The 12,857-nt window shown below is 62.4% G+C and carries 11 protein-coding genes and 2 riboswitches; of the genes, 6 read left to right on the top strand and 5 right to left on the bottom strand.

Annotated features, from left to right (window positions below):
- Positions 1-89: 89 nt before the first annotated feature.
- Positions 90-689, bottom strand: a complete 600-nt coding sequence (locus BXA07_RS18690; RefSeq protein ID WP_076569749.1) for a phosphatase PAP2 family protein — start codon at positions 687-689, stop codon at positions 90-92.
- Positions 690-886: 197 nt separating this feature from the next.
- Positions 887-1,459: an ATP-dependent Clp protease proteolytic subunit gene (locus BXA07_RS18685; RefSeq protein WP_076569747.1), complete on the bottom strand. Its 573-nt coding sequence runs from the start codon at positions 1,457-1,459 to the stop codon at positions 887-889.
- Positions 1,460-1,628: 169 nt separating this feature from the next.
- Positions 1,629-1,715: riboswitch (glycine riboswitch) on the top strand.
- Positions 1,716-1,743: 28 nt separating this feature from the next.
- A riboswitch (glycine riboswitch) is annotated at positions 1,744-1,849 on the top strand.
- A 75-nt stretch (positions 1,850-1,924) separates the two neighbouring features.
- Between BXA07_RS18685 and gcvT the strand changes: the two genes are divergently transcribed.
- From gcvT to gcvP, 3 genes are all read left to right on the top strand, one after another.
- A complete protein-coding gene (gcvT, locus tag BXA07_RS18680; protein ID WP_076569745.1) occupies positions 1,925-3,046 on the top strand; it encodes a glycine cleavage system aminomethyltransferase GcvT in 1,122 nt (373 codons plus the stop codon).
- Positions 3,047-3,117: 71 nt separating this feature from the next.
- Complete coding sequence (gene gcvH / locus BXA07_RS18675; protein ID WP_076569743.1) at positions 3,118-3,498, top strand: glycine cleavage system protein GcvH; 381 nt, start codon at positions 3,118-3,120, stop codon at positions 3,496-3,498.
- A 118-nt stretch (positions 3,499-3,616) separates the two neighbouring features.
- Positions 3,617-6,517 (top strand): aminomethyl-transferring glycine dehydrogenase, encoded by a 2,901-nt coding sequence (gene gcvP / locus BXA07_RS18670; RefSeq protein ID WP_076569741.1) that lies wholly within the window; start codon positions 3,617-3,619, stop codon positions 6,515-6,517.
- A gap of 231 nt (positions 6,518-6,748) precedes the next feature.
- Here the strand turns inward: gcvP and BXA07_RS30840 are convergent, their stop codons facing one another.
- Complete coding sequence (locus BXA07_RS30840; protein ID WP_170909688.1) at positions 6,749-6,907, bottom strand: hypothetical protein; 159 nt, start codon at positions 6,905-6,907, stop codon at positions 6,749-6,751.
- Between the two features lie 144 nt (positions 6,908-7,051).
- Between BXA07_RS30840 and BXA07_RS18665 the strand changes: the two genes are divergently transcribed.
- Positions 7,052-8,269: a Bcr/CflA family efflux MFS transporter gene (locus BXA07_RS18665; RefSeq protein ID WP_076569739.1), complete on the top strand. Its 1,218-nt coding sequence runs from the start codon at positions 7,052-7,054 to the stop codon at positions 8,267-8,269.
- Positions 8,270-8,291: 22 nt separating this feature from the next.
- A complete protein-coding gene (locus BXA07_RS18660; RefSeq protein ID WP_083708392.1) occupies positions 8,292-8,897 on the top strand; it encodes a TetR/AcrR family transcriptional regulator in 606 nt (201 codons plus the stop codon).
- A gap of 12 nt (positions 8,898-8,909) precedes the next feature.
- Here the strand turns inward: BXA07_RS18660 and BXA07_RS18655 are convergent, their stop codons facing one another.
- Both BXA07_RS18655 and BXA07_RS30275 read right to left on the bottom strand, forming a co-directional pair.
- Positions 8,910-9,206 (bottom strand): hypothetical protein, encoded by a 297-nt coding sequence (locus BXA07_RS18655; protein WP_076569737.1) that lies wholly within the window; start codon positions 9,204-9,206, stop codon positions 8,910-8,912.
- Between the two features lie 17 nt (positions 9,207-9,223).
- Complete coding sequence (locus BXA07_RS30275) at positions 9,224-9,472, bottom strand: hypothetical protein (protein ID WP_139335646.1); 249 nt, start codon at positions 9,470-9,472, stop codon at positions 9,224-9,226.
- A gap of 684 nt (positions 9,473-10,156) precedes the next feature.
- Here BXA07_RS30275 and mgtA point away from each other — a divergent pair.
- Positions 10,157-12,841, top strand: a complete 2,685-nt coding sequence (gene mgtA, locus BXA07_RS18650) for a magnesium-translocating P-type ATPase (RefSeq protein WP_076569735.1) — start codon at positions 10,157-10,159, stop codon at positions 12,839-12,841.
- Positions 12,842-12,857: the final 16 nt, after the last annotated feature.

The raw sequence follows: 12,857 nt of genomic DNA, 5'->3' as shown, positions 1-12,857 counted from the left end.
ATTCACCGCAAAAAAAGTGGTTCATCATACCATTTCCTGATGCTTTTCTGGCCAAAAAACAGCAGTGCCAGGCGTCAGGCGGCGGCGCTTCACGGGGCCGGGCGGCCATCCTGCGCCAGTTTCCAGTCCGCGCGGGAAAAAACATGCTCATGGCCGGACAGCACCATGGCCAGTTTTTGCAGCCACGCCTCGGTGGGCATCGGTTCCGCCTTGAAACTGAGCAACACCATCAGCACCAGACTGGCCAGCGCCAGCGCATGGCTGACGGCGATATTCACGGCGCCGCGGGCATTCCACATGAAGCCCAGCGCCACCGCCAGGCCCAGCACGCAGCCGCTGACGGCTTCCGACACGCTGTGCGCATGCACGACCACGCGGGAAATGGCCACCAGCACGGCAAAGGCCACGCCGGCCAGCACGCCCGCATGGCGCCAGCGCGGTTCGGCGCGCTGCAGCAGCACGTATATCAGGACGGGGAACACGGCGCCGGCGCGCATGGCGTGGCCGCTGAAACCGGTGAAGTCGAGCGTGCTGCTGCCCACGCCCCAGCTCATGAAGGCCAGCTTCGACAGCACCACGAGGGCCAGGCCGCCGCCGTACCACAGGCTCCAGCTGAGCACCAGCTTCCATTGGCGCGACACCAGCAGCCACACGGCGATCGCCACGCCCGCCGGCCCCATCACGGACATATCGGCTGCAAAAGAAATCCCATTCCACCAAGTCATCGTGCCTGCACTTATTTCATGATCAGCATGCACTATGCCACGACTGACCCCGCTTGCGCCCGGGATTTCATCAACAGCAAGCAAGAATTACATTCCATTACAATTTCCACCTTAGAAATTGCCACATAAAAACATTTTCGCTCCTGGCCGACGGGCGAACGTCAGATATTCGTCAGACGCTTGCCCTTGGGCGGTGCGAAGTCGCGGATCGAGGCGATCAGGCCCACTTCCAGCGCCTGGTCGGCCGTCAGGTGCAGGTCAGAATATGCGTGCACCTGCCACTGCTCTTCCGTCAGGCTGACGTGGCTGCGCAGGATGCGTTCCGTGCGCATGTCGTCGGCGCGCAAGCCCTCGACGATGATGCTGAGCGCATCGGGACGCGAACCGGGCGAAGCCGTCGCATGCGACTTGTGCACCATGAAGCGGGCCGTGTCGCTGGCATGGCGCTGGCGCCCCGCCAGGAACAGGGTCACGGCGATGGAGGCCACGGCGCCCGCGTTATAGGTAATGATGTCGAGCGGCAACTTACTGAGGAAGTTGTACAGGCAGATGCCATCGCTGACATAGCCGCCGTTGGACTGGATCAGGATGTGCGCGGTAGTGAGCTTGTCTTCCGAGATGTCGGCCGCGGCATTGAAGACGCGCCGCACCATATCGCTGTTGACGTCGCCCGAGAGGGTGAAGTAGCCGTGCTGCTCGGTGTTGTTTTGCGTCTCGCTTTGTGTAGTGTTCATGACAGGCACCCGCAAGAAAGCCAGAACTTCATCATAGCCCATTCCTGCGCGGCCGGGCGCCCTTTTACACGCTGGCAGCAGCCTCCCCAGCCCCGCAAACAAGGGCTTTTGCAGCAATTTGGCAACGTCTTTACAGATTGACAGAAACACCCTGCTGGCATATATTCCTTGCACTTGATCGGGAGAGGGCAACCCAGCGTTGCCGCCGAAGGGGCACTACCCAAAAACTCTCAGGCAAAAGGACCGATCAGGCGGACTGAAGCTGTTGCTTTGGCGACATGTTTTAGCTCAACTCTGGAGAGCGGCCGCGGCACATGCCGGCGGCCCACCGAAGGGGCGCACGGGGCAAGCCCCCGTAATCTCTCAGGTACAAAGGACAGGGGGGTCAGTGATCACGCTGGAAAGCCGTGTTTGGCTATTCTATGTTTTGTTAACTTCCCCCTTTACCTTCGTCCCGAGGAATCCATGACGCTCAAAGCGACCCCACTCAACAACGCCCACCGTGCCCTCGGCGCCCGCATGGTCGATTTCGGCGGCTGGGACATGCCTGTCAACTACGGCTCGCAAATCGAAGAACACAACGCCGTGCGCGGCGACGCCGGCATGTTCGATGTGTCCCATATGTGCGTGGTCGATATCGAAGGCCCGAACGTGCGCGCCTTTTTGCGCGGCTTGCTGGCCAACAACGTTGACAAGCTGCAAGTGTCGGGCAAGGCGCTGTACTCGTGCATGTTGAACGCCGAAGGTACCGTCATCGATGACCTGATCGTCTACTTCTTCAACGAAAACTGGTTCCGCCTCGTCGTCAACGCGGGCACGGCTGAAAAAGACGTGGCCTGGATGCAGCAGCAAAATACAGCCACCAACAGCGGCCTGACGATTACCGAGCGCCGCAATGCCAACGACCCGATGGCCCTGGTGGCCGTGCAAGGTCCGAACGCGCGCGCCAAGGTGTGGCAAGTGCTGCCGGAAACGCAAGCCGCTTCCGAAGCCATCAAGCCGTTCAACGTCGTCATCGTCAAGGACACGGCCTTCGGCGAAGTCATGCTGGCGCGCACCGGCTACACGGGCGAAGACGGCTTTGAAATCGGCGTGGCCGCCACCCAGGTGGAAGCGCTGTGGAACGCTCTGGCTGCCGCCGGCGTCAAGCCGGCCGGCCTCGGCGCGCGCGACACCCTGCGCCTGGAAGCGGGCATGAATCTGTACGGCCAGGACATGGACGAAACCGTCAACCCGCTCGACGCGGGCCTGGCGTGGACCATCGACCTGGTCAGCGAGCGCGACTTCATCGGCAAGGCCGCCCTGCTGGCCAAGGGCCAGAACGCGCAATTCGTCGGCCTGATCCTGCGCGAAAAAGGCGGCGTGCTGCGCGCCCATCAAAAAGTCATCATCGCCGGCAGCGACGCCACGGGCGAAATCACCAGCGGCACCTTCAGCCCCACGATGCAGGAAGCCATTGCTCTCGCGCGCGTGCCGAACGGCGTGGCCGTGGGCGACACCGTGCACGTGGAAATCCGCGGCAAGCAGCTGGCCGCTTCCGTCGTCAAGCTGCCTTTCGTGCGTAACGGTAAAATCCTGGCTGCGTAAGCGTTGATAGAGCCGCCCGCAAGACCGTACAACCATAATCAATAACGAACATTTACCATCTGGAGCCACACATGAACATTCCTGCAGACCTGAAGTACACCGCTTCCCACGAATGGGTACGCCTTGAAGGCGACGGCACCGTCACCGTCGGCATCACCGAATACGCGCAGGACGCGCTGGGCGACATCGTCTTCGTCGAACTGCCAACCGTGGGCAATACCTATGGCGCCGGCGACGATGCCGCCGTGGTGGAATCCGTGAAAGCCGCCAGCGACATCTACGCGCCGGTTGCCGGCGAAGTCGTGGCCGTCAACGACGACGTCGTCAACTCGCCAGAGTCGATCAATGCCGACGCCTACGCCAACTGGCTGTTCAAGATCAAGCCAGCCGACGTGTCGGCCCTGGACGGCCTGCTCGACGCTGCCGCCTATGGCGCCACCACCAGCGCCTGATCGCGTTTGACTCACGGGCCGCGTTTGCGGCCCGTTTGCATTTAGTTTTGTAGCTATACCCCGCCGCCGCGCCCGCGCGCCGCATCCCGGTTTTTCAGTCTTTTTTGGCCTCTATATCATGACCCGCACCAGCCTGACCCAACTCGAAGCACGCGATGCCTTCATCGCCCGCCACATCGGCCCTTCCGCCACCGAACAGCAAGCCATGCTGGCGACCCTCGGCTATCCATCGCGCGCCGCGCTGATCGACGCCCTGGTGCCAAGCAACATCCGCAACAAGGGCGCCCTGCCCCTGGGCGCCTACTCGCAGCCAATGCCGGAACAGGAAGCCCTGTCGCGCCTGAAAGCCATCGCCGGCAAGAACCAGGTCTTGAAATCCCTGATTGGCCAAGGCTATTACAACACCTTCACCCCCGGTGTCGTTTTGCGCAACATCTTTGAAAATCCCGCCTGGTACACGGCCTACACGCCTTACCAGCCCGAGATTTCGCAAGGCCGCCTGGAAGCTATTTTGAACTTCCAGCAGGTGATCACCGACCTGACCGGCATGGGCATCTCGAACGCCTCGATGCTGGACGAAGGCACGGCCGCCGCCGAAGCGATGACATTGATCCAGCGCGTGGGCAAGTCGAAATCGAACGTGCTGTACGTCGCCAATGACGTGCTGCCGCAAACCTTGGAAGTGGTGCAGACGCGCGCCCAGCCGATCGGCATCGAGGTGCGCACTTTTGATCCGGCTGAAATCGAGTCGCTGGACGCCTGCTTCGGCGTGCTCCTGCAATACCCTGGCGTCAACGGTGTCGTGCGCGACTACCGCGCCGGCGTGGAAAAACTGCACGCGAATGGCGCCATGGTCATCGTCGCGGCCGACCTGCTGGCCCTGACCATGCTCACGCCTCCAGGCGAATGGGGCGCCGACGTCGTCGTCGGCAACAGCCAGCGCTTCGGCGTGCCGCTCGGTTTCGGCGGCCCGCACGCAGGGTACCTGTCCACGCGCGATGAATTCAAGCGCAATATGTCGGGCCGCCTGGTGGGCGTGACCGTCGATGCGCAAGGCAACAAGGCGTACCGTTTGGCCCTGCAAACGCGCGAACAGCATATCCGCCGCGAAAAAGCGACGTCGAATATCTGCACGGCGCAAGTGCTGCTGGCCGTGATGGCCTCGATGTACGCCGTCTACCACGGTCCTGCCGGCCTGCTGCAGATCGCCCAGCGCGTGCACCGCTTTACGGGCGTGCTGGCCGCCAACCTGACGACCCTGGGCCACAAGGTCGTCAATACCACCTATTTCGACACCCTGACCATCCAGGTCGCCGATGCGGAAAAACTGCACGCGGCGGCACTGAAGCACGGCGTCAACCTGCGCAAGATCGACACCACCCACGTGGGCCTGTCGCTGGACGAAACCACCACGCGCGACGATATCGCGCTGCTGTGGAACGTCTTCGCCGACGGCGTGGCCAACGCGCCTGCCGCCCCGGACCTCGATAGCGTGGAAGCGGCTGTGACCAGCGCGCTGCCGGCCAACCTGGCGCGCGAAAGCGCCTACCTGACCCACCCCGTCTTCAACAGCTACCACTCGGAACACGAAATGCTGCGCTACCTGCGCAGCCTGGCCGACAAGGACCTGGCGCTGGACCGCACCATGATCCCGCTCGGCTCGTGCACCATGAAGCTGAACGCGACGAGCGAAATGATTCCCGTCACCTGGCCCGAGTTCTCCAACATCCACCCGTTCGCGCCCGATGCGCAAACGGTGGGCTACCGCGAAATGATCGCGCAGCTGGAAGAAATGCTGTGCGCATTGACGGGCTACGCGGCCGTCTCGCTGCAGCCGAACGCCGGCTCGCAGGGCGAATACGCGGGCCTGCTGGTGATCAAGGCCTACCACGAGTCGCGCGGCGAAGGCCACCGCAACATCTGTTTGATTCCATCGTCGGCGCACGGCACCAATCCCGCATCGGCCAACATGGTCGGCATGCAGGTGGTCGTCACCAGCTGCGACGCCAACGGCAACGTGGACCTGGCCGACCTGAAGGCGAAAGCGGAAAAGCACAGCGCCAACCTGGCCTGCGTGATGGTCACCTACCCATCCACCCACGGCGTGTTTGAAGAAGGCATCCAGGAACTGTGCGAGATCATCCACTCGCACGGCGGCCAGGTCTACATCGACGGCGCCAACATGAATGCGCTGGTCGGCGTGGCCGCTCCCGGCAGTTTTGGGGGCGACGTGTCGCACCTGAACCTGCATAAAACCTTCTGCATCCCGCACGGCGGCGGCGGACCGGGCGTCGGCCCCATCGGCGTGGGCGCCCACCTGGCGAAATTCCTGCCGAACCAGCGCTCGTCGGGCTACCAGCGCGACGTCGCAGGCATCGGCGCCGTCAGCGCCGCGCCATTCGGCTCGGCCAGCATCCTGCCGATTTCGTGGATGTACATCGCCATGATGGGCGCGGAAGGCTTGACGGCGGCGACCGAGACGGCGATCCTGGCGGCGAACTACATCGCGCGCCGCCTGGCGCCGCACTACCCTGTGCTGTATTCGGGCCACGACGGCCTGGTCGCGCACGAGTGCATCCTGGACCTGCGCCCGATCACGGACGCCACCGGCATCAGCAACGAAGACGTGGCCAAGCGTCTGATGGACTTCGGTTTCCATGCGCCGACCATGAGCTTCCCCGTGCCGGGCACCTTGATGATCGAGCCGACGGAAAGCGAATCGAAAGTGGAAATCGACCGCTTCATCGACGCCATGATCGCCATCCGCGCGGAAATCGCCAAGGTCGCCAGCGGTGAATTCGACCACGACGACAATCCGTTGAAGAACGCGCCGCACACGGCACAGGTATTGATGTCGGACAACTGGGAACGCAAGTACAGCCGCGAAATCGCCGCCTACCCGGTCGCTTCCTTGCGCCAGCGCAAATACTGGCCACCGGTCGGCCGCGCCGACAACGTGTACGGCGACCGCAACCTGTTCTGCGGCTGCGCCCCGATCAGCTCGTACGAAGAGGAATGACGCCAGACCAAACCTACTGCGCGTCGCGCTTTGCGGCCGGCGATGCTCACCGTACTCAAGTACGGTAGCGCTTCTTGGCCACAAGGGGGCGCCGAGCCTCACTGACGCTCGCTACGGTTTTGTCAGGCGTCGAAACTCAGCAATCAAGAAATGAAATCCCGGCAAAAGCCGGGAGTATTAAATTAAAACAGAACGGCAGGCCGCAAGGTCTGCCGTTTTTTTATGCGCGCTCTACAGCGCCAGCAAGACGGCCCCAGGCACGCCCAGCACGGTGCCCAGTATCGTCAGGCACACGACGTCACGCCGCTCGCAGCGGGCGCGATACGAACTCCAGGCGGCAAACAGCAGCGCCACGGCTACGCCGCTGAGCGAAATTCCCACTTCCGTCATGCCGTCTCTCCCCTCATAGTTTCTTCCTTCATCGTTCTCATCCTTTCATTGACCGCGATAGCTACCTATCGGTAGGTAGCCAGTGTACAATAAAAAAGACGGCGGTGTCCATGCCGCGTTTTTTGACGATATGAAGGAAATGCAATGCAGCAGCAAACCACCCTCCCCGCCGCCAGTCTCGCTCTGGCGGCTTCCCTGGCCCTGGTGGCCGTGCTCGGTCCGGCCGGCATCGACATGTACCTCGCTTCCATGCCGGCCATGGCGCGCGAGCTGCACACCTCGTATGCGAATGTGCAGCTGAGCCTGACCGTTTTCCTGCTGGCCCTGGGCGGCGGGCAGCTGCTGTGCGGGCCGCTCACCGACATGCTGGGCCGGCGCCGTCCGCTCCTGGCCGGCATCGCCGTCTATATCGCGGCGGCCCTGTGGGCCGCGCAGGCGGATCAGTTGACCACCCTGCTGCTGGCGCGCGCGGTGCAAGGCCTGGGCGCGGCGCTGACCCTGGTCGTGGTGATGAGCATGGTGCGCGACGTGGCCGACGGCGTCCAAGCGGCGCAGCTGTTTGCCCTCCTGATGACCATCGTGGGCCTGGCGCCCGTGCTGGCGCCCGCCGTGGGCGGCTTGCTCGACGCACATTACGGCTGGCGCGCCGTGATGCTGGCCCTGGCCGCGCTGGGCGCCTTGACCCTGCTCAATAGCGCGTTGTTCCTACCGGAAACCTTGCCGCCGAAGCAGCGGGTGTCGCCGAAAGGCATGCACCGCACGTATGCGCGCATCGCGCTCGACCGCGCCTTCCTGCTGCCCGCGCTGGCCCTGTCCGCCACTTTCTTTTTCCTGTTTGCGTATATCGGCGGCGCGTCGCTCGTGTACCAGCGCGATTTCGGCCTGTCCGCCGGCAGCTTCGGCCTCGTCTTCGGCGCCACGGGCGTGGCCGTGCTGCTCGGTGCGCTGGCCAGCGGGCGCCTGGTAGGCCGCCATGGCGTGGCGCGCTTGAGCGTGGCGGGCAGCGCCGCCATGCTGGCCGGCGCGGGGCTGGCCCTGCTCGGCGCCTGGGGCGGAGGGGGAATCATGGCCGTCGTCCCCGGCATGTTCGTGGCCCTGTTTGGCCTGGGCATGGCGGAAGCGGCGCTGATGGCCATGGCCATGGGTTCGCAGCAGCGCGCGCTCGGTTCCACGGCGGCATTGCTGGGCGCCATACAGATGAGCTTGTCATCGCTGGCCACGCCGCTGGCAGCCGGCCTGTCCGAACGGGGACCGCTGCCCTGGCTGCTGTTCTTGACCGTGGCCGGCCTGCTGGTATCATGGCTGACCCTGGCCACTGCGCGCGTCCATCCGGCACCCGCCAGCAGCCTGGGAGCGCACTGACGCCTCACCCACTCTCACCCCAATGATGAAAAAACGCTCGGCCTCGGCCGATAACATCTGTGCCGTCGCCGTCGTCCATTTTTCGGAACACGGCTACGACGCTTCCTCCCTCAGCGACATCGCCGCGCAAGCCGGCATGCGCAAGGCGTCGCTGTATTCGCACTTCGCCGGCAAGGACGCCCTGTTTCTGGACGTGTTTGCCGACGCGCTGGCCGAAGAGCATGCCTTCATGGATGCCTGCTTCGCCGACGAGGCCGCGCTGGCGGCGCCGGGCGGACAGCGGGCCGGTGCCCTGTACTGCGACCGCATGGCGCAGCGCTATGCGGAGTCAGCCCATTTGCGCTTCTTGCTGCGCACGGCGTATTTGCCGCCCGCGCCCCTGCGCGTGGAAGTGGGCACGGGCTACGAAGCCTTGCTGGCGCAATTGCAGCGCCATTACGTGGCCAGCCTGGGGCGATTGGCGCCCGCCCTGCCGCCGCAACGCGTCAACCTGTACGCGCAAGCCTACCTGGGCATCGTCGACAGCCTGCACGTGGAACTCATTTACGCGGGCGGCGCCGCGCTGCAGCAGCGCCATGCGGCGCTGTGGCAGATATTGTCCGATTCGCTGGCCAGCAGAGTCCAGTGAACTCGTGACAAGTTAAGCATCCAGGAGCATCATCACAGCCGACAATACCAGCAACTGAAAAAAAGCGAGAAACAAAGCTCGTGGTATCGGCGGCATGAACTGCCATTGCAAGCTCTTCGTCGGTGAAATCAACGCAAACTTATTGCTTCCTACGCAATAAAATAATGCCGATACAGCCAAGGAAAAAAACCTTACATTCGCCGGTCCAACTTCAGGAGCAAAGGCGCAGCCAAAGAAAATTAAGGAGAAAAAAAATAGAGAAATGCGGGAAATTTTCTGTCCCAACTGAAGTTGTATTTGAGATTCCATAATTTTTATCATTGATTTTAGTTACTCAAGTTGCGCTTCGAACGACTGCTCCTTGCCGTTGTTGGCAGGTCACGCCCTTTGATGTTGAAAAACTCAGGTACGTCCACCATTAGATCAATATTCTGCGAGCCCAGCCCGGCCTGTACCGCCGCCGGTGAACGACCACCGGCGGCCTGGAGGTTGGAGACCTCCCAAAACTGTAGCCACTCAATTTCTTCAACGCAATGAACCGAAAGACGTCGGCCGCTGCCAATCATGCTCGCCATATAAGAGTCATTCACGGGTTTCTACGCATGCGGAGCAGCAGCATCGTGGAAGCTGGCAGGGAGCGCGTAGCCTTTGGCGAGGCGCGCCACGCCAAAAATGGCTCAGGCTCAGGCGTGCACCAGTAGAAAGCCGGTCAGCGGAACGACGGCAAACAGCACAACAACGCCAAGGCATCCTGATGTCGAGCAGGATCTGGAAGCTGCAGGAGTAGCGCATCCGCGTACCCGAGCATAACGGATTGCCAAGCAGAAAGAATCACACATTGTCACAACAACGCGAATGGCCGAGGCCTCGGACTTTCGTGTTCGTCCACACTAACATTACACTTTGGAAACCTAAGATTTCTTCAGTTGACACTGTTGCAGCACGTGCATAAGATGCCCCCATTATTCATTTACGGAGTCCCACGTGGGTACTTGTTCTAGTGACAGTAGCCGATCTTGTATCGGTGATTGCCTCGGCAGCTAAACAGCAAGCAACGCGGAACTCTCTTTCCTCCGTGCCTTGCTGAGCAAGGTGCGGTGTCTCGCGCGGCCAGTCCGGCCGCGCGCCTCTCCCTCCCTCTTTCCGATCGCGACCGGCTACTGACCCGGATTGCCCGCCAGCACTATTGTGTCTAGGCGGCACGCAAGTCTTGCCTGCGGCTGCGCCGCCCGTCAACACCTCGTCGTGAAAGGAAGAGCATGAATCTCTTCACCCGTTTGTTCGAATCGTTCCTGCGCAAGCGCCACACGGCCGGCAACTTCCGCCGCCGCGCCATGCCGCTGGAAAACAGCACGGCCCGCCCCGTGCCCGACCACCTGGCGCGTCAGCTGCTGGCAGCCGCCCATGAAGAGCTCGACAGCGCCCTGAACCGCCTGCACACGCGCCTGGAAGGCTTGCGCGATGCCGAGGCGCAAGTCATCGGCGCGCAAACGGGGCCGAATGAAGTCGAACACGAAAAACCGCTGGCCTGGTACCAGCATCTGTGGCTGTGCTACAAGAATCCGTTCAACCTGCTGCTCACCGTGCTGGCGATTGTTTCCTACCTGACGGAAGACCCGAAAGCCACTATCGTCATCGGCACCATGGTGATTTTGTCGACCCTGCTGCGCTTCGTGCAGGAAGGCCGTTCGAACCGGGCCGCCGAACGCCTGAAAGCCATGGTCAGCAACACGGCCACCGTGCTGCGCAACGGCCAGCAGGCCGAATTGCCAATCCGACAACTGGTGCAGGGCGACATCATCGTGCTGTCGGCCGGCGACATGATCCCCGCCGACTGCCGTCTGCTGTCCGCCAAAGACCTGTTTGTCAGCCAGGCCGCCATGACGGGTGAATCCTTGCCCGTGGAAAAGATGGCCGAGCTGGCCGACGCCCATGGCAAAGACCCCATGGACCTGGCCAACCTGCTGTTCATGGGCACGAATGTGATCTCGGGCGCGGCCACGGCGCTGGTCCTGGCCACGGGCAACCGCACGTATTTCGGCACCATCGCCACGCGCGTGACGGCCACCGAGCGCACGCCGACGGCGTTCGAGGCGGGCGTGAACAGCGTCAGCTGGCTGCTGATCCGCTTCGCCCTCGTGATGGCGCCGCTCGTGTTCCTCATCAATGGTTGGACCAAGGGCGACTGGATGGAAGCGTTTTTGTTCGCCCTGTCCGTGGCCGTCGGCCTGACGCCGGAAATGCTGCCCATGATCGTCACCAGCACCCTGGCCAAGGGCGCCGTAAAACTGTCGAAAAAGAAAGTCGTCGTCAAGCGCCTGGACGCCATCCAGAACTTCGGCGCCATGGACGTGCTGTGCACGGACAAGACGGGCACCTTGACGCAGGACAAGATCGTGCTGGAACGCCATACGGACGTGTTTGGCCAGCAATCGGACGAAGTACTGCAATTTGCCTACCTGAACAGCCACTACCAGACGGGCCTGAAAAACCTGCTCGACCGCGCCGTGCTCGACCACGTGGAATTGCAGACGGAAATGCAGCTGGCCCGCGATTACGTGAAGGTCGATGAAATCCCGTTCGATTTCGTGCGCCGCCGCATGTCCGTCGTCGTTTCCGAAAAGAATGATCACCATGAACTGATCTGCAAGGGCGCCGTCGAGGAAATCCTTGCCGCCTGCAGCCATCTGCGCCTCAATGGCGTCAACGTGCCGCTCGACGCCGCCCTGCTGGACAAGGTGCTGGAAACCACGCACGGCCTGAACGCGGAAGGTTTACGCGTGGTCGCCGTGGCCGTCAAGGAAGTGCCGCCCCATAAGACCGTGTACGGCGTGGCCGATGAAACGGCGCTGACCCTGATCGGCTATGTCGCCTTCCTCGATCCGCCCAAGGAATCGACGGCGCCCGCCCTGCGCGCGCTGGCGGAACATGGCGTCACCGTGAAAGTATTGACGGGGGACAACCACCTGGTGACGGCGAAGATCTGCCGCGAAGTGGGCCTGGCCGTGCACGGCGTGCTGCAAGGCCCGCAACTGGACGACATGGACGACGCCACCCTGGCCCGCGCGGCCGAAGACAATACCGTGTTTGCCAAGCTCAGCCCGCTGCACAAGGAGCGCCTCGTGCGCGCCCTGCGCGGCAATGGCCATATCGTCGGCTTCATGGGCGACGGCATCAACGACGCGCCCGCCCTGCGCGCGGCCGACATCGGCATTTCCGTCGATTCCGCCGTCGATATCGCCAAGGAAGCGGCCGACATCATCCTGTTGGAAAAAAGCCTGATGGTGCTGGAAGAAGGCGTGCTGGAAGGCCGGCGCACCTTCAGCAACATGCTCAAATATATCCGCATGACGGCCAGCTCGAACTTCGGCAATGTGTTTTCCGTGCTGGTGGCCAGCGCCTTCCTGCCATTCTTGCCCATGCTGCCGCTGCACCTGCTGGTGCAAAACCTGCTGTATGACGTGTCGCAGATCGCCATTCCCTTCGACAATGTCGATGCCGAACTGATCCAGCAACCGCTGAGCTGGAACCCGCGCGACATCGGCCGCTTCATGGTCTTTTTCGGCCCCATCAGCTCGATCTTCGACATCAGCACGTTTATCCTGATGTGGCATGTGTTCGGCGCGAATACGCCGGAACAGCAAACCCTGTTCCAGTCCGGCTGGTTCGTCGTGGGCTTGCTGACGCAGACGCTGATCGTGCATCTGATCCGCACGCCCAGGCTGCCCTTCATCGACAGCATCGCGTCCGTGCCCCTGCTGGTGGCCACGACCCTCATCATGGCCGTGGGCGTGTTCCTGCCGATGGGACCGCTGGCGACCTACTTCAAGCTGCAAGCCTTGCCACTGGGCTACTTCCCCTGGCTGCTGGGCATTCTCGTCTGCTACACCCTGCTGACGACTTTGATGAAACGCTACTATCTGCGCAAATTCGGCTGGCAATAGTATGATGAGCCGCTCT

It is taken from the genome of Janthinobacterium sp. TND4EL3, from assembly GCF_900156175.1.
Lineage (GTDB): Bacteria > Pseudomonadota > Gammaproteobacteria > Burkholderiales > Burkholderiaceae_D > Janthinobacterium.
The sequence above is the reverse complement of the archived record's forward strand: the minus strand, read 5'-3'. Positions and strand labels throughout refer to the sequence as shown.

Bases quoted from the DNA above. Each gene is read 5' to 3' on its own strand.
- BXA07_RS18690 (WP_076569749.1), bottom strand. From the start codon at position 689: ATGTCCGTGATGGGGCCGGCGGGCGTGGCGATCGCCGTGTGGCTGCTG.
- BXA07_RS18685 (WP_076569747.1), bottom strand. From the start codon at position 1,459: ATGAACACTACACAAAGCGAGACGCAAAACAACACCGAGCAGCACGGC.
- gcvT (WP_076569745.1), top strand. From the start codon at position 1,925: ATGACGCTCAAAGCGACCCCACTCAACAACGCCCACCGTGCCCTCGGC.
- gcvH (WP_076569743.1), top strand. From the start codon at position 3,118: ATGAACATTCCTGCAGACCTGAAGTACACCGCTTCCCACGAATGGGTA.
- gcvP (WP_076569741.1), top strand. From the start codon at position 3,617: ATGACCCGCACCAGCCTGACCCAACTCGAAGCACGCGATGCCTTCATC.
- BXA07_RS30840 (WP_170909688.1), bottom strand. From the start codon at position 6,907: ATGACGGAAGTGGGAATTTCGCTCAGCGGCGTAGCCGTGGCGCTGCTG.
- BXA07_RS18665 (WP_076569739.1), top strand. From the start codon at position 7,052: ATGCAGCAGCAAACCACCCTCCCCGCCGCCAGTCTCGCTCTGGCGGCT.
- BXA07_RS18660 (WP_083708392.1), top strand. From the start codon at position 8,292: ATGATGAAAAAACGCTCGGCCTCGGCCGATAACATCTGTGCCGTCGCC.
- BXA07_RS18655 (WP_076569737.1), bottom strand. From the start codon at position 9,206: ATGGAATCTCAAATACAACTTCAGTTGGGACAGAAAATTTCCCGCATT.
- BXA07_RS30275 (WP_139335646.1), bottom strand. From the start codon at position 9,472: ATGGCGAGCATGATTGGCAGCGGCCGACGTCTTTCGGTTCATTGCGTT.
- mgtA (WP_076569735.1), top strand. From the start codon at position 10,157: ATGAATCTCTTCACCCGTTTGTTCGAATCGTTCCTGCGCAAGCGCCAC.